The sequence below is a fragment of the Streptomyces sp. rh34 genome (assembly GCF_002551245.1).
GTDB lineage: Bacteria > Actinomycetota > Actinomycetes > Streptomycetales > Streptomycetaceae > Streptomyces.
Genome location: NZ_NTGZ01000021.1, coordinates 32,026 through 50,439, shown reverse-complemented (window position 1 = coordinate 50,439; position 18,414 = coordinate 32,026). Strand labels below are relative to the sequence as shown.

At 70.6% G+C, this 18,414-nt stretch carries 18 protein-coding genes and 2 pseudogenes; 12 read left to right on the top strand and 8 right to left on the bottom strand.

Going from position 1 to position 18,414, the window contains the following annotated elements; all coding sequences use genetic code 11:
- Positions 1–170: 170 nt before the first annotated feature.
- From CR470_RS07430 to CR470_RS07405, 6 genes are all read left to right on the top strand, one after another.
- Positions 171–1,337, top strand: a complete 1,167-nt coding sequence (locus CR470_RS07430) for an ROK family glucokinase (protein ID WP_097866766.1) — start codon at positions 171–173, stop codon at positions 1,335–1,337.
- 71 nt (positions 1,338–1,408) lie between these two features.
- On the top strand, positions 1,409–2,005 hold the full coding sequence (locus CR470_RS07425; RefSeq protein WP_097866765.1) for a hypothetical protein: 597 nt from the start codon (positions 1,409–1,411) through the stop codon (positions 2,003–2,005).
- Between the two features lie 412 nt (positions 2,006–2,417).
- Entirely contained in the window at positions 2,418–3,743 is a 1,326-nt protein-coding gene (gene pcaDC / locus CR470_RS07420) for a bifunctional 3-oxoadipate enol-lactonase/4-carboxymuconolactone decarboxylase PcaDC (RefSeq protein WP_097866769.1), read from the top strand.
- A gap of 12 nt (positions 3,744–3,755) precedes the next feature.
- Positions 3,756–4,409: an MBL fold metallo-hydrolase gene (locus tag CR470_RS07415; protein WP_097866764.1), complete on the top strand. Its 654-nt coding sequence runs from the start codon at positions 3,756–3,758 to the stop codon at positions 4,407–4,409.
- A 42-nt stretch (positions 4,410–4,451) separates the two neighbouring features.
- Positions 4,452–5,231 carry an exodeoxyribonuclease III gene (locus CR470_RS07410; RefSeq protein ID WP_097866763.1) on the top strand — a complete coding sequence of 260 codons (780 nt, stop codon included), beginning with the start codon at positions 4,452–4,454 and terminating at the stop codon, positions 5,229–5,231.
- An 80-nt stretch (positions 5,232–5,311) separates the two neighbouring features.
- Positions 5,312–6,058, top strand: coding sequence for a Clp protease N-terminal domain-containing protein (locus CR470_RS07405; protein ID WP_097866762.1), 747 nt, complete (start codon positions 5,312–5,314; stop codon positions 6,056–6,058).
- Positions 6,059–6,089: 31 nt separating this feature from the next.
- Here CR470_RS07405 and CR470_RS07400 read toward each other — a convergent pair whose 3' ends face one another.
- Positions 6,090–6,869 (bottom strand): SDR family NAD(P)-dependent oxidoreductase, encoded by a 780-nt coding sequence (locus CR470_RS07400; RefSeq protein WP_097866761.1) that lies wholly within the window; start codon positions 6,867–6,869, stop codon positions 6,090–6,092.
- Positions 6,870–6,978: 109 nt separating this feature from the next.
- On the opposite strand from CR470_RS07400, the gene CR470_RS07395 reads away from it, so the two are divergent.
- The 5 genes from CR470_RS07395 (at position 6,979) to CR470_RS07375 (ending at position 10,797) form a co-directional block, all read left to right on the top strand.
- Positions 6,979–7,419 (top strand): DUF6278 family protein, encoded by a 441-nt coding sequence (locus tag CR470_RS07395; protein ID WP_097866760.1) that lies wholly within the window; start codon positions 6,979–6,981, stop codon positions 7,417–7,419.
- 147 nt (positions 7,420–7,566) lie between these two features.
- Positions 7,567–8,310: an amino acid ABC transporter ATP-binding protein gene (locus tag CR470_RS07390; protein ID WP_097866759.1), complete on the top strand. Its 744-nt coding sequence runs from the start codon at positions 7,567–7,569 to the stop codon at positions 8,308–8,310.
- Between the two features lie 12 nt (positions 8,311–8,322).
- On the top strand, positions 8,323–9,252 hold the full coding sequence (locus tag CR470_RS07385) for a glutamate ABC transporter substrate-binding protein (RefSeq protein ID WP_097866758.1): 930 nt from the start codon (positions 8,323–8,325) through the stop codon (positions 9,250–9,252).
- Between the two features lie 16 nt (positions 9,253–9,268).
- Positions 9,269–9,913, top strand: a complete 645-nt coding sequence (locus tag CR470_RS07380; RefSeq protein WP_097866757.1) for an amino acid ABC transporter permease — start codon at positions 9,269–9,271, stop codon at positions 9,911–9,913.
- Positions 9,910–10,797 carry an amino acid ABC transporter permease gene (locus CR470_RS07375; RefSeq protein WP_097866756.1) on the top strand — a complete coding sequence of 296 codons (888 nt, stop codon included), beginning with the start codon at positions 9,910–9,912 and terminating at the stop codon, positions 10,795–10,797. Before CR470_RS07380 ends, CR470_RS07375 begins: the two co-directional genes overlap by 4 nt.
- A 32-nt stretch (positions 10,798–10,829) precedes the next feature.
- Here CR470_RS07375 and CR470_RS07370 read toward each other — a convergent pair whose 3' ends face one another.
- The 3 genes from CR470_RS07370 to CR470_RS07360 all read right to left on the bottom strand — a co-directional run bounded on the left by CR470_RS07370 (position 10,830) and on the right by CR470_RS07360 (position 15,085).
- Positions 10,830–12,425: a CocE/NonD family hydrolase gene (locus tag CR470_RS07370; protein WP_097866755.1), complete on the bottom strand. Its 1,596-nt coding sequence runs from the start codon at positions 12,423–12,425 to the stop codon at positions 10,830–10,832.
- A 152-nt stretch (positions 12,426–12,577) separates the two neighbouring features.
- Entirely contained in the window at positions 12,578–13,783 is a 1,206-nt protein-coding gene (locus CR470_RS07365) for a L,D-transpeptidase (protein ID WP_097866754.1), read from the bottom strand.
- Between the two features lie 297 nt (positions 13,784–14,080).
- Positions 14,081–15,085, bottom strand: coding sequence for a LacI family DNA-binding transcriptional regulator (locus tag CR470_RS07360; protein ID WP_097866753.1), 1,005 nt, complete (start codon positions 15,083–15,085; stop codon positions 14,081–14,083).
- 125 nt (positions 15,086–15,210) lie between these two features.
- Between CR470_RS07360 and CR470_RS07355 the strand changes: the two genes are divergently transcribed.
- Complete coding sequence (locus tag CR470_RS07355) at positions 15,211–16,056, top strand: phytanoyl-CoA dioxygenase family protein (RefSeq protein ID WP_257138482.1); 846 nt, start codon at positions 15,211–15,213, stop codon at positions 16,054–16,056.
- Between the two features lie 175 nt (positions 16,057–16,231).
- Here the strand turns inward: CR470_RS07355 and CR470_RS07350 are convergent, their stop codons facing one another.
- From CR470_RS07350 to CR470_RS07335, 4 genes and pseudogenes are all read right to left on the bottom strand, one after another.
- The gene (locus CR470_RS07350) at positions 16,232–16,600 is read right to left on the bottom strand and encodes a hypothetical protein (RefSeq protein WP_143663785.1); all 369 of its coding nucleotides are present in this window, start codon (positions 16,598–16,600) and stop codon (positions 16,232–16,234) included.
- Positions 16,518–16,730 (bottom strand): annotated as a pseudogene (locus CR470_RS07345) (TetR family transcriptional regulator); the annotation flags it as partial. The pseudogene CR470_RS07345 and the gene CR470_RS07350, both read right to left, overlap by 83 nt.
- Before the next feature lie 22 nt (positions 16,731–16,752).
- Positions 16,753–16,985 (bottom strand): annotated as a pseudogene (locus tag CR470_RS40385) (transposase family protein); the annotation flags it as partial.
- Positions 16,986–17,462: 477 nt separating this feature from the next.
- Complete coding sequence (locus CR470_RS07335) at positions 17,463–18,362, bottom strand: hypothetical protein (RefSeq protein WP_143663784.1); 900 nt, start codon at positions 18,360–18,362, stop codon at positions 17,463–17,465.
- Positions 18,363–18,414 lie beyond the last annotated feature (52 nt).

The following is an 18,414-nucleotide window of genomic DNA, read 5'->3' as shown; positions in this document are numbered from 1 at the left end:
CCGGGCGCCCACGGCACGAAGGGCGAGACCCCCTGAGCGGCGACCGCCCCGGCGCGGCCGACCCCGCCCACCGGCCCGCCGGTGCCGGGCAGTGGCAGAATCGAGCCCGGCGGGCGCCGTCCGCCGCCGGCCGCGACAGCGGCCCGGCCCCCCCAGACCCCGCAGGGACGATGAGCACGTACCGCGACTTCGCACACCGCGGCTCCGCCCGCGCCACCGTCCTCAAGACCGTCGGCACCAAGGAACGCCGCTCGCACCTCACCGCCCCCCGGGTCCCCACGGTCGGGATCGACATCGGCGGCACCAAGGTGATGGCGGGCGTCGTCGACGCCGACGGCAACATCCTGGAACAGCTCCGCACCGAGACGCCCGACAAGTCCAAGAGCCCCAAGGTCGTCGAGGACACCATCGTCGAGCTGGTCCTGGACCTCTCCGACCGCCACGACGTCCACGCGGTGGGCATCGGCGCGGCGGGCTGGGTGGACGCCGACCGCTCCAAGGTCCTGTTCGCCCCGCACCTCGCCTGGCGCGACGAGCCGCTGCGCGACGCGATCGCGTCGCGCCTCGTCGTCCCCGTCATGGTCGACAACGACGCCAACACCGCCGCCTGGGCGGAATGGCGCTTCGGCGCGGGCCGGGGCGAGGACCACCTCGTCATGATCACCCTCGGTACGGGCATCGGCGGCGCGATCCTGGAGGACGGCCAGGTCAAGCGCGGCAAGTACGGCGTGGCCGGTGAGTTCGGCCACATGCAGGTCGTGCCCTCGGGCCACCGCTGTCCCTGCGGCAACCGGGGCTGCTGGGAGCAGTACAGCTCCGGCAACGCCCTGGTCCGCGAGGCCAGGGAACTGGCCGCCGCCGACTCCCCGGTCGCGCACTACCTGCTGGACCGGGTGAAGGGCCACATCCCCGACATCACCGGCCCGCTCATCACCGAACTGGCCCGCGAGGGCGATGCGATGTGCATCGAGCTGCTCCAGGACATCGGCCAGTGGCTCGGCATCGGCATCGCCAACCTGGCCGCCGCCCTCGACCCCTCCTGCTTCGTCATCGGAGGCGGTGTCAGCGCCGCCGACGACCTCCTGATCGGCCCCGCCAGGGACGCCTTCAAGCGTCACCTCACCGGTCGCGGCTACCGCCCCGAGGCCCGGATCGCGAAGGCGCAGCTCGGCCCCGAGGCGGGTATGGTCGGCGCCGCGGACCTGGCCCGGCTGGTCGCCCGCCGATTCCGCCGGGCCAACCGGCGTCGCGTCGAACGGTACGAGCGGTACGCCCAGATCTACGACCAGGCGGCGAGCACCATCCGCAACACGCGGTCCACCCGTACCGCTGACTGAACCGCAGCCGCCCGTTCCGGCGTCCACTCTTCAGAACGCCGTCACCGCAGCACCTTGAGGACGACCTGATCATGATCGCAGCCGAGCACCCCGTGGTGCCGCACCAGTCGGAGTCTGCGGGCGACGGCGAGGGCAAGCCGCCCGAGGACCGGCGGCATGTGTTCAAGCGGCGTTTCATCACTGCGACGATCATCGTGCTGCTGATCGGCATCCCGGCCGGCTATCTGCTGATCTCGGCCGGTCAGAGCCGCCGCTCGGGCCAGGACAAGGAGGCCGAGGCGGCCGCCCAGGGGCTCCGCGAGGGCTGGCCCTCCAAGATGCAGCGCCGGATCTTCGAGATCCCGATCCCCGGCAACGGGCAGGGCGTCCAGTACTACGAGACGAACAACTGGAAAGCCAGCCGGATGTACGCGAAGTTCCGGACGACCTCCGCCGGTCTCGACCGCTTCCTGACCGGGGTGGGCACCGGACGCGCGGCGCTGGAGCCCGACACGATCGACATCAGCCCCCGGGACATCAGGATCGCCGGTTGGTCCTTCGGCCCGGGTGAGCACTGGGCCAGCACCACGCACAGCAACAAGAAGCCGCGCCCCACCCAGAACATCACGGTCAATATGACCGACCCGGCCAGTCCTGTCGTGTATGTCGTATCGGCAGCGACCCCCTGACCCGGGGGCCGGAGGGGCGCTCAGTAACCTGGAGCGAGTGAGCGAAGTGAGCGAGACGACCCCGCAGTCCGTGCCGGCCCCCCACGCCGGTGGGCCAGCCCCGCACCCCGGAGCGCCTCATCAGGCGGTTCCGGCCCCGCATCAGGGGCCGGACGCCGTGCCTCTGTCGGCGGCCCCGGCGCCCTACCCGGCCCCCGGCGGCAGCGGGACGCCCGGATTCCCGCAGGCCCCGGTGACCGCACAGCCGGCCCCGAACCCGCTCGCCCCGCAGGCCGCCCCCGTACCGGGGGGCGCACCGGCCTCGCAGGCCGCACCGGCCCCGCAGGCTGCTTCCGCACCGCAGGCCGCCTTCGGGTCGCCGTCCACGCCCGGCCCGCAGGCCGTCCCGGGCCCGCAGGCCGTCCCGGGCCCGGTGGCCCCTGGTCCGCAGGAGGCGCGGGGAGCGCAGGGGCCGGGCGACGCCCCCCGGACGCTTCAGTACCGCTTCGACGGGCCCGAGGACGCCCCGGTCCTGGTCATCGGGCCCTCCCTCGGGACGACGTGGCACATGTGGGACCGCCAGATACCCGAACTGTCCCAGCACTGGCGGGTCTTCCGCTACGACCTGCCCGGCCATGGCGGCGCGCCCGCGCACGCCGCCGCCTCCGTCGCCGATCTGGCCGACCGGCTGCTCGCGACGCTGGACGGGCTGGGCGTCCAGCGCTTCGGCTACGCGGGCTGCTCGATCGGCGGGGCCGTCGGCGCCGATCTGGCCCTGCGCCACCCGCACCGGGTCGCCTCGCTGGCGCTCGTCGCCTCCTCGCCCCGGTTCGGCACGGCCGACGAGTTCCGCCAGCGTGGCGTGATCGTCCGCACCAACGGCCTGGAGCCGATGGCCCGCACCGCGCCGGAGCGCTGGTTCACCCCCGGCTTCGCCGCCGCGCAGCCCGCCATCGTCGAATGGGCCGTGCAGATGGTCCGCACCACCGATCCCGGGTGCTACATCGCCGCCTGCGAGGCGCTCGCGGCGTTCGACATCCGCGGCGCCCTGGGCCGGATCGGCGTGCCCACCCTGGTGCTGGTCGGGGCGGAGGACCAGGTCACCGGGCCCGCCGAGGCCCGCACGCTGGTCGCCGGGATACCGGACGCCCGCCTGGCGCTCGTCCCCGGCGCCTCGCACCTCGCGCCGGTCGAGCAGCCCGCCGCCGTCAGCGACCTGCTGCTGATGCACTTCTCCACCGCCTGGCAGCAGGACACCTCGGCCGCGATCCCGGTGCTGCCGCTCGTCCTCGGCCCCGCGACGCCCGCCGCCCCGTTCGCCCCGGTGGCCGAGATCGCCCCGGCCGCCGCGACACCCGAGACCTCCGCTCCGACGCCGGACGACCGGTACGAGCAGGGCACGAAGGTACGCCGCGAGGTGCTCGGGGACGCCCATGTCGACGCGGTGAACGCCTCGGCCGACGGGTTCACCGAGGACTTCCAGGAGCTGGTCACCCGGTATGCCTGGGGCGAGGTCTGGAGCCGGGACGGCCTCGACCGCCGTACCCGCAGCTGCATCACGCTCACCGCGCTCGTCGCCTCCGGCCACCTGGAGGGCCTGGCCGCGCACACCCGCGCCGCCCTGCGCAACGGCCTGACACCCGCCGAGATCAAGGAAGTTCTGCTCCAGACGGCCGTCTACTGCGGGCTCCCGGCCGCCGGAGCCGCCTTCGCCGTCGCGCAGGCCGTGATCCAGGAGGAAACCACGCCGCCCGCGTAGCAGGATGGAGCCATGAACGCATCGCCCGGGGCACTCACCCTCACCAAGAAGACCCACTCCTGCGTCCGGATCGAGAAGGAGGGGCGGGTCCTGGTCATCGACCCCGGAGGCTTCTCCGAGGACGACGCGGCGCTCGGCGCGGACGTCGTCCTGGTGACGCACGAGCACCCGGACCACTTCGACGAGGCGCGGCTGCGGGCGGGCCTGGAGGCGAATCCGGCGGCCGAGATCTGGACGCTGCGCAGCGTGGCCGAGCAGCTCTCGGCCGCCTTCCCCGGGCGGGTGCACACCGTGGGCGACGGGGACGCGTTCGCGGCCGCCGGATTCGACGTCACCGTGCACGGCGAGCTGCACGCGGTGATCCACCCGGACCTCCCGAGGATCACCAACGTCGGTTTCCTCGTCGACGGTTCGGTCTTCCACCCCGGCGACGCGCTCACCGTTCCCGAACGTCCCGTGGACACGCTGCTGCTGCCGGTGATGGCCCCCTGGAGCAAGATCTCCGAGGTCATCGACTACGTGCGCGAGGTCAAGCCGCGACGGGCCATCGATGTCCACGACGCCCTGCTGACCGATCTGGCACGGCCGATCTACGACCACCAGATCGGGGCCCTGGGCGGCGCCGAGCACGGCCGGCTGGCCCCGGGCGGCGTCACCGAGCTGTGAGCTCTCCGGCGACTGTCAGTGGGAGCCGCTAGGTTGGCTGCCATGCGCATCGCCACCTATAACGTCAATTCGATCACCGCCCGGCTGCCGAGGCTTCTGGCCTGGCTGGAGAGCAGCGGCACCGATGTGCTGTGCATCCAGGAGACCAAGTGCACGGCGGAGCAGTTCCCCACCGCCGCGCTCGCCGAGCTGGGTTACGAGTCCGCGGTCAACGCCACCGGCCGGTGGAACGGGGTCGCGCTGCTCTCCCGCGTCGGCCTCGCCGACGTCGTCACCGGGCTGCCCGACGGCCCGGACTACGAAGGCGTGCAGGAGCCCCGCGCGATCTCGGCGACCTGCGGTCCGTTGCGCCTCTGGTCGGTGTACGTGCCCAACGGCCGCGAGGTCGAGCACGAGCACTACGCGTACAAGCTGCGCTGGCTGGAGGCCCTGCGGAAGGCCGCGGCGGCGGACGCGGCGGGAGCCCTGCCGTTCGCGGTCCTGGGCGACTTCAACGTGGCCCCGACCGACGAGGACGTGTGGGACCCGGCGCTGTTCGTCGGCGCCACGCATGTGACGCCCGCCGAGCGCGCCGCCCTCGCGGCCCTGGAGGCTGAGGGGCTGAGCGAGGTTCTGCCCCGCCCCCTCAAGTACGACCGCGCCTACACCTTCTGGGACTACCGCGAGCTGAGGTTCCCCAAGAACAAGGGCATGCGGATCGACCTCACCTTCGGCAACGCCCCGTTCACCGCCGCGGTCAAGGACAGCTACGTCGACCGCGAGGAGCGCAAGGGCAAGGGCGCGTCGGACCACGCTCCGGTGGTCGTCGACCTCGATCTCTGAGACAGGATCCGCGGAGCGGAGGCGCGTCGGTCTGACAACCCAAGGTTGACACCAGATAGGTGTCAACCTACGGTTGACGCATGACGCAGCCTCTTCCCGCCACCCCGTCCGTGCGCCTCGACGACCTCATCGAGGCCATCAAGAAGTCCAACACCGATGCCCTGGAGCAGCTCTCCGGCGCGGTCATCGCCGCCGACCATCTCGGCGACGTGGCCGACCACCTGATCGGCCACTTCGTGGACCAGGCGCGCCGCTCCGGCGCCTCCTGGACGGACATCGGCCGGAGCATGGGGGTCACCCGCCAGGCGGCCCAGAAGCGCTTCGTGCCCAAGAAGGGTGACGGGGCCTCCGACCTGGACCCGAGCCAGGGCTTCGGCCGCTTCACCCAGCGCGCCCGCAACGTCGTCATGGCCGCCCACAACGAGGCCCGGGCCGCCCGGCACGCCGAGATCCTCCCGGCCCACCTGGTGCTCGGCCTGCTCGCCGAGCCCGAATCCATCGCGGTCGGGGTCCTCGTCGGCCAGGAAATCACCCCGGACACCCTCCGTGCGGCGGCGACCGCCGTACTGCCGGCGGCCTCCGACGAGGAACCCGAGCTGATTCCGTACGACGCGGACTCCCGCAAGGTGCTGGAGCTGACCTTCCGTGAGGCGCTCCGGCTCGGGCACAACTACGTCGGCACCGAGCACATCCTGCTGGCCCTGCTGGAGTTCGAGGGCGGCTCCGGCGTGCTGACCGGCCTCGGCGTGGAGAAGGAAGCCGCCTCGGCGGCCGTGGACGCCGCGGTGACCGAGGCGGCGGCCGCCCTCTGGCAGCAGAACTCCTGACCGGACGGCCCCGGGTGCGGGCGGCGGGTCCTCAGTGCACCGAGAACCCGCCGTCCACGAACACCGACTGCCCGGTGACGTACGCCGAGGAGCGCCCCGCCAGGAACACCGCTGCCCCCGCGAAGTCCTCCGCGAGCCCGTTGCGGCCGACCATCGTCCGGGCGGCCAGTGAGGCCACCTTCTCCGGGTCCGACTGGAGGCGTGCGTTCAGCGGGGTCAGCACGAACCCGGGCACCAGGCTGTTCACGGTGACGCCGTGCGGCGACCACGCCTCGGCCTGCGAACGGGTCAGCGACTCCAGGCCGCCCTTGGACACCCCGTAGGCGCCGCTGCTCACGAAGGCCCGGTGCGCCTGCTGCGACGTGACGTGGATGATCCGCCCGTACCCCCGCTCGGCCATGCCCGGACCGAACCGCTGCCCCAGCAGGAACGGCGCCTTCAGGTTCACCGCCATCGTGGTGTCCCAGACGTCCTCGGCGAGCTCGGTCATCGGCGGGCGCAGATTGATCCCGGCGCAGTTCACCAGGATGTCCGGCTCCCCGAACGCCGCCGCGGCCTCCTCCGCCCCGGCGTGCACCCCCTCGGCGGTGCTCAGGTCCGCGCTCACCCAGGCGGCCCGGCAGCCCTCGGCGGTCAGCTCGTCCACGGTCGCCCTCAGCTCCGCCTCCCGGCGGGCCACCACGACGACGCCCGCGCCGGCCCGGGCCAGGGCGCCGGTGATCCCCCGGCCGATGCCGGAGCTGCCGCCGGTGACCACAGCCACCCGGCCTTCCAGCGAGAACAGTTCCGAAACGTAAGCGTGTGCACTCATGTGCGTACTTTAGATAACTGATCGGATCCCCGGCCGGGGCGGGGTGGGGGATCGGTGAACGCCGCGCGCCCTGTGGTGCGGAACCTGGCCGGGATGGGACCCTAGTGGTATGAACATCCCTTTCTTGGACAACTGGCGTAAGCGTCAGGGTGGTACGCATTCAGGCGCACTCGCCGCCGCCGTCGAGACAGACCCCGACGGTGTGGCCGAACTGCTCGCCGAATGCGAACTGCTACGCGTCCGGGCGGGGCAGCACGGACTCGAACTCGACGACACTCCCGCCTCGTTGGCCGCGCTCGACCAGCTGCCGCCCCGCTGGCGCGACGATCCCGAGGAGCTTCCCTGGCTCGGCAACGACGCCGGTCTCTACCTCGGGACCGTGATCGTGCGGACCGTCCCGGGCGCCGCGTGGGACGTCTGGCCGAGCGGTCAGCCCGTGGTGCGGCTGGAGTCCGGGCGGGAGATCGACGTCGTCGCGGCCGGTCTCGACTGGGCGATGGCGGGCAGCCCCGAGCTCTCCCAGGTGTACGCGGAGTCCGCCGAGAACTGAGCCGGGAGCGGGCCGGTGGCCCGCCCTCCCCTCCTAATCCAGTTAAAAAGCCTTTTGCGCCATTTACGCGTGTCGGGTGCGAAGTCCCTTTTCGGGATGGATAGTTTGCGCTGACCTCGACACAGCGACAAGTGGGTAGGGCAGCGCATGGCCGTCGATCCGTTGATCGAACTGAGGGACGTCAACAAACACTTCGGAGAGTTGCACGTACTTCAGGACATCAATCTCACCGTCGGCCGCGGGGAGGTGGTGGTGGTCATCGGCCCCTCCGGCTCAGGGAAATCCACCCTGTGCCGGGCGATCAACCGGCTGGAGACGATCGAGTCCGGCAGCATCACGATCGACGGCAGACCCCTTCCCGAGGAGGGCAAGGGCCTGGCCCAGCTCCGTGCCGAAGTCGGCATGGTCTTCCAGTCGTTCAACCTCTTCGCCCACAAGACCGTGCTGGACAACGTCTCGCTGGCACAACTCAAGGTCCGCAAGCGCAAGAAGGAGGAGGCCGACCGGCGCTCCCGCGAACTGCTGGAGCGCGTCGGCCTGGCCGCCCACGCGGACAAGTTCCCCGCCCAGCTCTCCGGTGGCCAGCAGCAGCGCGTGGCCATCGCCCGCGCCCTGGCCATGGACCCCAAGGCGCTCCTCTTCGACGAGCCCACCTCGGCGCTCGACCCGGAGATGATCAACGAGGTACTGGAGGTCATGCAGCAGCTGGCCCGGGACGGCATGACCATGGTCGTGGTCACCCACGAGATGGGCTTCGCCCGCTCCGCCGCGAACCGCGTGGTGTTCATGTCCGACGGCTGCGTCGTCGAGGACCGCACCCCGGAGGACTTCTTCACGTCCCCGTCGAGCGACCGCGCCAAGGACTTCCTGTCCAAGATCCTCAAGCACTGAGGGGAGGCTTCCATGTTGCGCACGAGGAACACGCGTACGGGCAGGGCCGCCGCCCTCGTGGCCGGTCTCCTGCTCGCCGCACTCGCCGCGGGCTGCGGCAAGGACGGCAGCCCGCCGGTCAAGGGCCCCAAGGCCGAGGCCCTGCCGGTGTACCAGGTCGACACCGGCTTCGAACTGCCCGATTCCCGCACCTGGACCAGGGCGAAGAAGCGCGGCCACCTGGTGGTCGGCGCCAAGGAGGACCAGCCGTACCTGGGGGAGAAGGACCCGGCCAGCGGGGTCTACTCCGGGTTCGACATCGAGATCGCCCGCATGATGTCGGCCTCGCTCGGCTTCGACCCGAAGACGATCCGCTTCCGCACGATCGCCTCCGCGAACCGCGAGACGGCCCTGCAGAACGGCCAGATCGACTACTACGTCGGCACCTACACCATCAACGACATGCGCAAGAAACTCGTCGGCTTCGCCGGCCCGTACTACATGGCGGGCCAGGGCCTGCTGGTGCGCACCGACGAGAACGACATCAACGGGCCCCAGGACCTGGCGGGCAAGACCGTCTGCTCGGCGGCCGGCTCCACGCCCTACCAGCGCATCGCCGCCGACTACCCCAGCGCGACGCTCGTCGCGTACGACACGTACTCGATCTGCGTCGACAACCTCCTCACCTTCCAGGTCGACGCCGTCACCACCGACGACGCGATCCTGCTGGGCTTCGCGGCGAAGGCGCCCGAGGAGATGAAGGTCGTGGGCAAGCCCTTCTCCGAGGAGCCGTACGGCATCGGCGTACCGCGCGAGGACAACGCGCTGCGCGACGCGCTCAACGACGCTCTGGAGGCCAACGAGAAGGACGGCAACTGGAAGAAGGCGTACGAAGCGACGCTGGGGCTCTCCGGATCTCCTGCGCCGACCCCGCCGCCCATCGACCGCTACCCGGCGACCTGAGGGGACGGCCCCACCCATGGATGTACTGACAGAGAACTTCTCCCTCTACGGCAAGGGCTTCCTCGGCACCGTCGAGCTGACCGTCTACGCCTCCGCGCTGGCGCTCGTCCTCGGCTTCCTGATGGCGTCCTTCCGGGTCGCGCCCGTCGGCTCCCTCCGGGTGCTGGGCACGGTCTGGGTCACCGTGCTCCGCAACACCCCGCTGACACTGCTGTTCTTCGCGGTCCTGCTCGGCCTGCCCCGCTTCGGGCTCGTCCTGCCGTTCCAGTTCTTCGCGGTGCTGGCGCTCGGCTGCTACACCTCGGCCTTCATCTGCGAGGTGCTGCGCTCCGGCATCAACACCGTGCCCAAGGGGCAGGGCGAGGCCGCCCGCAGCCTGGGCATGAACTTCGGCCAGACCCTGGGAGCGGTGGTGCTGCCGCAGGCGTTCCGGTCGGTGATCCCGCCGGTCGGCTCGACGCTGATCGCGCTGGCGAAGAACTCCGCGATCGCCGGGGCGTTCAGCGTCACCGAACTCCTCGGCACCTACAAGACGCTCAACGAGCTGGGCTACAGCATCATCTGGTCGTTCATCTGGATCGCCGTCGGCTACCTGATCATCACCCTGACCATCAGCGCGGTGTTCAACGTGATGGAGAAGCGCTGGGGAGTGGCACGATGACCAAGACCCTCACCCGCAGGCCCACGCTGCCGGCGGCCACCGCGCTCTACGACATCCCCGGCCCGGTGACCCGTAAACGGCACCTGATGTACGGGATCGCCTCGACGGTGGTGATCCTGGCGCTGTTCGGCTGGATCGTCCATCTGCTCTTCGACACCGACCAGTTCACCGCCGAGAAGTGGTCGCCCTTCGCCTACAAGGGCATCCAGGAACTGCTGCTGCGCGGACTCGGCAACACCCTCAAGGCGTTCGCGTACGCCGCGGTCCTCTCGCTCGCCCTGGGCGCGGTCCTCGCGGTCGGCCGGCTCTCCGAACACCGGGTGCTGCGCTGGATCTCCACCCTGCTGGTCGAGTTCTTCCGGGCCATGCCGGTGCTGGTGATGATCTTCTTCATCTTCGTGGCGCTGCAGGTCCACCCGCTGCCCGCCCTGGTCGCCGGTCTGACGCTCTACAACGGCTCCGTCCTCGCGGAGGTGTTCCGCACCGGGATCAACTCCGTGGACCGGGGCCAGCGCGAGGCGGCGTACGCGCTCGGCATGCGCAAGACACAGGTCACCACGTTCGTCCTGGCTCCCCAGGCCGTACGCGCGATGCTGCCGACCATCATCAGTCAACTGGTGGTCGCGCTCAAGGACACCTCACTGGGCTATCTGATCACCTACGAGGAATTCCTCCACGCCGGAAAGCTGATCGCGTCGAATCTCGACTACGATCTTCCCTTCATCCCCGTCGTGATGGTGATCTCTCCGATCTACATCGGGATGTGCATGCTGCTCTCGTGGTTCGCCACCTGGGTGGCCCGTCGTCAGCGGCGCAATCCGAGGACGAAGGCGGTGGGGGTGGCCCCGGCCGAACCGGGGACGCTGCTGCCGGGAGGCCAGTAGCCGGGCCCTGCCCGCCCGGCAGCAGTCGGTGATCACTTCTCGCGCAGCGGGACCGAGAGATGACTCGGGTCCGTGCCGGGCGAGGAGAAGGTCAGCTGCGCGCCGGTCGGGTTGTGCTCGATGTACAGCGGATCGACGGTGTCGATCACCAGGGCGAGCCGGTGACCGGCCGGGACGTCGTAGGCCGTGGAGTACAGCTCCAGGTCGACGGGGAACGGCCGGCCCGGTGTCTGCCCGTGGAAGGTGTACGGAGCATTGCTGACCAGTTTGCCGATGCCGAGCGGCCCCACGTCGTAGAGATACGCGACGAGGGTGCCGCTCGGCTTCGTGGCGGTGACCGTGGTGTGCAGCGCGGACGTGCCCCGGATCCGCTGCTGGGTGGCGTACCGCTCCGACTGCCACACGCTCGCGAAGGTGCGTGGCAGCAGGGGCACGGAGACCGTCGGCGGCAGCTTCAGGAACTGGTCCAGCGCGTTGGACAGGATCGCGATGCCGCCGTTGGCTCCCGAGTCGACGTTCGCCCACACCTTCTTGGTGCCGTCCAGCGGGATCCGGTTCTTCACCGCGCCCACGGACTTCCAGTCCGGGTAGCCCTCGTACCCCTGGTCGGTGCGGGACTTGAGCTGGACGGGCAGCTCGGTGTCGATGCCGTTGCGCTCGCCCTTGAGATAGCGGTCGAACCAGCGGCGGGTACTCGTCCAGGTGTCGTTCGGCAGCCCGAGCAGGCCGCTGGCCTCGGCTGTGGCGTGGTCGCCGGGGCGGAACTCCAGCCGCTTGGGGCCGGTGAGCTTGTCGTAGAACGAGGCGTACTGGTTGGGCGGGAAGACGGTGTCGCCCCAGGCGTTGCCCATCATGATCGCCGCGCCGTTGGCGTTGATCCGGTCCAGATACGTCGCGGGGGAGCGCTTCTTCCCCCAGGCGATCATCTCCGGCTCCTTCTCCAGGTTGGACCCGAGGAAGTCCTTGAGCGTCCGCGTCAGTTCGTCGCCGGGGCGGCCGGTGACCAGGCCCGTGCCGCCGAGCAGGGCGGCGGCCTGGAGGTGCTGGGTGCGACCGCTGTAGATCGAGTCGATCAGGTCGGCCCAGCCGCTGAGCGCGGCCACCGCCTTGATGCGCGGGTCGTGCCCGGCCGCCAGCAGGCTGATGCCCGCCCCGTAGGAGACGCCGCCCATGCCGATGCGGTCCGGGTCGGCGGAGGTGCGCTGCAGCGCCCAGTCGATGACGGCGGAGGCGTCCGCGATGTCCGGCGGCCCCGCGACCTCGATCTCCCCGCCCGAGAGCCAGAAGCCGCGTGAGGTGTAACTCACCACGACGTAACCGGAGTCGGCGAGCTTCTGGGCCTGGGCCAGATACTCGATCTGCGGCATGGCCCAGCTCGTCGGGAAGACGATCAGCGGATGCTTTGCCCCGGCCGCCGCCCCGGCGGGCGTGAAGACGTTGCCCTTCAGGGTGATGCCCCCGGAGCCGGGGATGTCGTGGAACGTCAGGCCCTGTGCGGTCGTGCCCGCGGGTGCGGTGCCGGGGGCCGCCGTCGCGGCCGGGGCGGCGCCGAGCGCGGCCCCGGCGAGCAGGACGACAGCGGTGGTGATCGAAGCGGTGGTGCGCGGTGCCGGTTTCGGACGTGCCACGGGGTCACTCCTCACGCGTGTCAGTGCAAAGTGACCCGACGGTAACCCTGATTGTTTACCGCTGGTAACTACCGGGTGCGTTGCGTGAGGGTAACGATTGTTGGACGTCGCGTCAGTAGTGCTCCGGCCCCGGACCGGGCGCTACCGGGTCACTACAGTGCGCTCTTGGCCGCCCAGTCCTCCCACGAGAGGTTCCACGCGCCGTATCCGTTGCCCTCGGCGACCGTGCCCTTGGCCTGTGTGCCGGTCATCTCGAACGGGTCGCCCACCCGCACCTGTCCGTACAGGGCGGCGGCGTCCGCGTCGCTCATCCCGACGCAACCCGAGCTCCGGTTGGCCTGACCGAAATAGCCCGCGTTCCACGGGGCCGCGTGCACGTACATCCCGGACCAGGTCAGCCGCATCGAGTAGTCGACCATCTTGTCGTAGGCGTCGCCGAGGCCCACCGTCTCGGAGCGCATGTTGATCGTGCCCTCCTTGGACATCAGGACCGCCGTGCCCCGCCAGGAGGCCTTCTCGCCGCCCGGGGTGCCCGCCGACATCGGGACGTTCAGTACCTGCTTCCCGTCCCGGTGCAGGGCGAGGCGGGACCGGTCGAGGTCGACCTCGACCACCTGGGCCGCGCCGACCGTGAACGTCGTCATGTAGTCGCGGACGAACCAGCCGCCGTCCGTACCCGTGTCGACCCCGTTCAGCTGTGCGTCCAGGGTGACCTTCGTGCCGGGCTTCCAGTACTCCTTGGGCCGCCAGTCGACGCGGTCCTTGCCCGAGTGGTCCCGCAGCCAGCCCCAGGAGCCCTCGGTGTCGTTCGACGTCGAGACCTTCAGGGCCTTCTCGACGGCCGCCTTGTCCTTCACGGGGTGGTCGAAGACGACGGACAGCGGCTGCGCGATGCCCACGGTCGTGTTCTTCCCCGGCGCGAGGGCGAGCTTGTTGACCTTCTCGGCCTCGGCGGTGGCGAACGTGGCCCGGTCGCTGCCGCCGTCCGTGTCCTTCGCCTCGACCGTGTAAGCGGTGCCCGGCGCGGCGACCCGGTCGGATGTCCAGGTCCGGCCGTCGGCGGATATCTTCCCGGCCAGCGCGCCGCCCTCGCCGGCGGTCACCGACACCGCCTCCAGCTTCCCGTGAGCCAGTGTCACCTTCACCGGTCCGCCCGGGGCCGCGGCCTTGCCCTTCAGGTTCACCGAGACGCTGGTGCCGGGCGCCTTGGCGTCCCCGCCCACCTCGGTGGAGCCCGAGGAGCCGCCCGAGCACGCGGTGAGCGCGGCGGCGAGCAGGGTCGCGGGCCCGGTCAGGGCGAGCCGGGTCCTCCGGCCGGCCGGGGTGGAGCGACGGATGCGCGGGCGTGCGGAACTCAACGTAAAAACCTCCAGGACAGGGGTGCTCACCAGGGGAGAGGCATTTCCCTCATGTCGGGTTCCTTCCTTTCCTCGGAGAAACCTCACTCCCCGGTCCGGAGGAATGCGTGGACCGGCGCACCGGCCCCCCGGGAGGGCGGCCTGACGGCGTAACTCGAAGAGCACCGGCCCGGCTTGGGGTTTCCTCACTCTCGCGCGAGCACCGGCGCACGCCCTGAACCCTGACGCCTGCCCTCGATGTCGCCCGACGCCACAGTCGCCCGGAACCGAGGCCGCGGCGACTGTGGCGTCGCCGGTTCAGGTGGTGCCGCGTCTGATCAGGCGGTGGGAGATCGTGAGTTCCTGCGGGGGCACGGTGTTGCCGGGGCTGTAGATGCGGTCGGCCAGACATTGCAGGGCCCGCTCGGCGATCTGTCGCTTGTCCGGAGAGACGGTGGTCAGCGGCGGGTTGCTGTAGCGGCCGTCCTCGATGTCGTCGAATCCGATGATCGCGATGTCCTCGGGCACGCGCAGGCCTCGTTGGCGTGCGGTGTGGAGGGCGCCGAGCGCGAGTTCGTCACTGAAGGCGAACACGGCGTCGGGGGCGTCCGGCATGTCCAGCAACTCGGCCATGGCGCGGGCACCGTCCGCGCGGTGCAGTGCGCTGACGGGACGCCGGGCGTCCAGATGCCGGGGGAGCCCCGCACGGTCCAGGGCGCGCAGGTATCCCTCGGTGCGCAGGCGGGCGGTGCCGTTGTGCAGGTGGGGCTGCAGGCCAATGGCGGCGATGCGTTGGCGGCCCATCCTGACCAGGTGGTCGGTGGCCTCGTCGGCGGCGGTGACGTTGTCGACGGCGATCCGGTCCGCGGCTCCCCCAGGGCCCCGCTCGCCGAGCAGGACGAGGGGGACCGTCAGTTCGGTGGCCGCGAGTTCGGCGAGGTCGAGCGCCCAGGGGCTGATGATGAGCCCGTCCACCACGCGTCCGCCGCCCGGCGTGAGCAGACGGCGTTCGGCATGGGCTTCTCCACGTGTCTGGTCGATGACGACGGTCCACGATCTGCGCTGGGCCCCGTCCACCAGGAGGCCGGCGAGTTCGCTGAAGTAGGGGGAGTGCAGTTCGGGGATGGCCAGGCCGATGATGCCGGTTCGGCCGGCGCGCAGGCTGCGGGCGGCGAGATTGGGGCGGTAGCCGAGTTCGTCGATCGCTTCCTGGACGCGTCGGCGGGTATCGGCCGCTACCGGGGCGGAACCGCTGACCACGTTGGACACGGTGCGGACGGAGACACCGGCCCGGGCGGCCACATCCTTCAGACGACTGCTCACCTCGGCATCCTGTCACGCACCGCGAAGCACCGCGCCAAGTACCCTGACCCAAGGTATTGCAACGTTGCATGCATCGATGTGAAGCTGACGTCGAAAGCTCTGTCGCAAGGAGACGAGGGACGACCGTGCACGCAATTCCCGATGGGCCCGCCGCCGAGGCCGCTGTCGATGTGACGCAGGACGTGGCCAACCTGTACGCGGACGGCATCACCGCGCTGAAGGGGGCCTTCGCCGTGGCGTGGGCCGACCGGCTGCGCGAGGACATCGACGCCGCTTTCGAGGAAGCGCGCTCCCGGCCGGACGGTGCGGTGGGCCGGGGGCCCCATCGCTACTACGTCGAAATCCATCCGGAGCAGCTCAGCGGCTTCGTCGAACTCGTCGATCACCCGTGGGTCCGGTCGCTGGCCACAGCCGTGCTGGGGCCCGACTACCGCATTGTCGAGCTGGGATTCGACGTTCCGCTGGAAGGCGCGGTGGACCAGCCCTGGCACCGCGACTTCCCCATCCCCGCGGAGACCTTGGCGGAGCGGCGCCTCACATCGCTGGCGTTCAATGTCACCGCGGTCGACACGGACCCGGACATGGGGCCCTTCGAGATCGCACCGGGGACCCAGTGGGACGACGCGCCCGATTTTGAGCACGGGATGTTCCCGCCGCGCGAACGTTACGGCCGGTATGAGCAGCTCGCCGTGCGCAAGTACCCGCGGCGCGGGGACATTTCGGCCCGCTCCGCGCTCACGGTCCACCGCGGAACCAGGAACGAGTCGGCCAAGGCCCGGCCCGTCCTCGTGCTCGGCCTCGACGGACCAGGCGCGGACAACGCCGACCGTCACGACGCCGCTGTCACGCGGCGGTTCTGGGAGAGCCTGCCGGAGCGCGTCCGCCGCCATCTGGACTGCCCGGTCGTCGACGAACTGACACCCATCACCCAGAAGCACACCATCGAGGGGCTGATCATGGGTGCCGTCTGATCGTCGGCGACGGCGGACCACGCCGCGGGAGCCGTGCTGACGGGCGGTGCGAGGCCGGCACCGGTTCGCCGAGGCGGTGCGGCCGCTCGGCGGGGTGGGGCCCGACCCGGTTGAAGGGTTCGGCCCGGGTGGTACGGGCATCTCACCGTGGGCCCTGGTCGCCCTGCTTCTCCCGTCAGCTCGGGTGCAGGAGTTTCAGGGCCGCTGTCGTCAGTCTCCCGGCGGTGAGGCATGGCTCACCGGCGGGCAGGAGGAGGCGGCTGATGGTCATACAGACGATGACGTCCGCTGCCATGCCGAGCGTTTCCGTGTCCTGTTCCGGGTGCCGCGTGGCCAGCCACTTCCGGACCAGGCTTCGGCCGGCGTCGAAGATGGGGTCCCCTCGGGCGGTGAGGTAGGGGAGCAGGCTGTCGGAGCCTTCGCGGGCGGCTGTGACCACGGCACGGACCAGGGGCCGTTGATCAGCTTCCCTGAGCACGTACAGGATGGCGGCTGCGAGGCAGGCGTGGGTGTCCGGCGCGCCGGGGTGGAGGGTGTCGGCCACTCCTGCCAGGAATCGCTGGGTCTCCCGCACTACCAGCGCGCCCCAGGCCGGCCCGGCTGCCGAACTCCTTGTACACCGAGGGGCGTGACACCTCGGCGCGGGCCGCGACGGCGGAGAGGCTGACCTGGTCCCAGCCAGAGTCTTCTCCAACCTCAGGCTGAGGAGTGGTGAAGGACCAGGACGGCCTTCACGATGTCGGTGATCCGGTTGGTGCCGCAGCGGGGTTTCCGTAGCAGGCGCCAGCCTTCAGGGTGGCCTTGGCCTGCTCGCCGAGGCAGCGGATCTTGGCGTGGGTGCTGTTGTGGCGCCGTCTCCACCCCTTGAGGCGGCGGCCCCGGAAGGGCACTCGCACGAGGCGGCCGACGCCTTGATATGCCTTGATGGCGTCACCAACAGACCGACGGATCAAGGCAAGGACACGAGATTCCGGTCAGTCAGCCCAAGGGACAGATCTGTCGGTGACGCCATGAACCATCATCACTGTCCGCCCAGCGGGCCTGACTGAGGCGGCGCTCACGAGGCGCGTGACAGTGCGGGGTGACGCCCAGGTCACCGAGGCAATTGACCAGCACCTGGGCTCGAGGTTTCACAGTACGGCGGGCGTGCGGGCCGCGGCCGGCGAGCGGCTGAGTGAGGAACCAGGCTTCGCCTTGGCGGCTTTCGGGCCGGTCCGAACCCCTGCCCGCAGCCAAGGACAACATCCAAGCGCAACTTGCGTCGCACCTGCTGTACGCCCTTGGCCCGGGGGAGGGCTGCGCCACCCGGTGAGCTTCGGTGAAGTCGTCCCCATGACCGACCAAGAGGCCCCCGCCTGCGCAGAGGCGCAGACGGGCGACCACCTGGGTTCAGCGAAGAGCGATACCTAGACGGGCTCGGTGCACATGACGTAGAGGTCGATGTTGGAGCTCTGCAGGTTGTCGCTCCCCTGGGCCCACCAGCCGTCGCGCGAGCCGGTCTCGGCCGCCTTGGCGGGACGGCTGGAGAACAGGCTGGCCGAAGGCCCGTTGGCCGACGCGCCTCCACCGGCGACGACAGTCCCGGCGGGGCACTTGAGCAGGCCGCCGTAGGGGCTTTCGGAGGCGGCGTTGTAGTGGGTGACGGTCAGGGCGTAGACGGGGTCGGTGCAGACCGCGTGGACCACGGCGGTGGTCGTATCCCATCCGGCGGTGCCGAGTGCCCACTGGGTGGGCTGGGCGGTGCCGCTGACCGGGGCGGGGTACGACTTGCTCAGCCAGGAGCCAGACCCGATGGCCTCACCTCCTCCGCCCAGGGCGACCTTCCCGGCCGGACACGACAACGTGGTCAGCGTGTCGTAGGGGGACGGCGTGACCGGGCTCTGAACGAGCTGGTATCCGCTGGGCGGGTAGGCGCAGACGGCGTAGGTCGTCAGGGTCATGTCGAGGGAGACGGCCTTGTGGGCGGATGTCCTCCAGCCGACGGGCTGGCCGCCCTCGATCAGCGGCACACTGCTGACGAGCTGGATTTCGTGGCCCCAGGGGGTGTGGCCGAAGCTGGTTTCGCCGCCTCCGCCGATCGGTACCTTGCGCTGCGGGCAGCGGACACTCTGGGTCTGCAGGTCGCCGACCACGCCGCCCTGCTTGACGATCTCGACGCCGTAGATGCGCGACGCCGCAGCGGCGGCACCGTCCGCGGGCGTCGCCGCTTGCGAGACCGACGTCCCCGGGCCGGCCGAAGCCAGCAGCGTCCCGGCCACCACCCCCAGGGCTGCCGCAACGACCCGGACCCTCTTCAGAATGCGCATGAGACCTCTCTCGACGAACACGCCTGGATGGCTTTCGGTGATTGTGTCATTA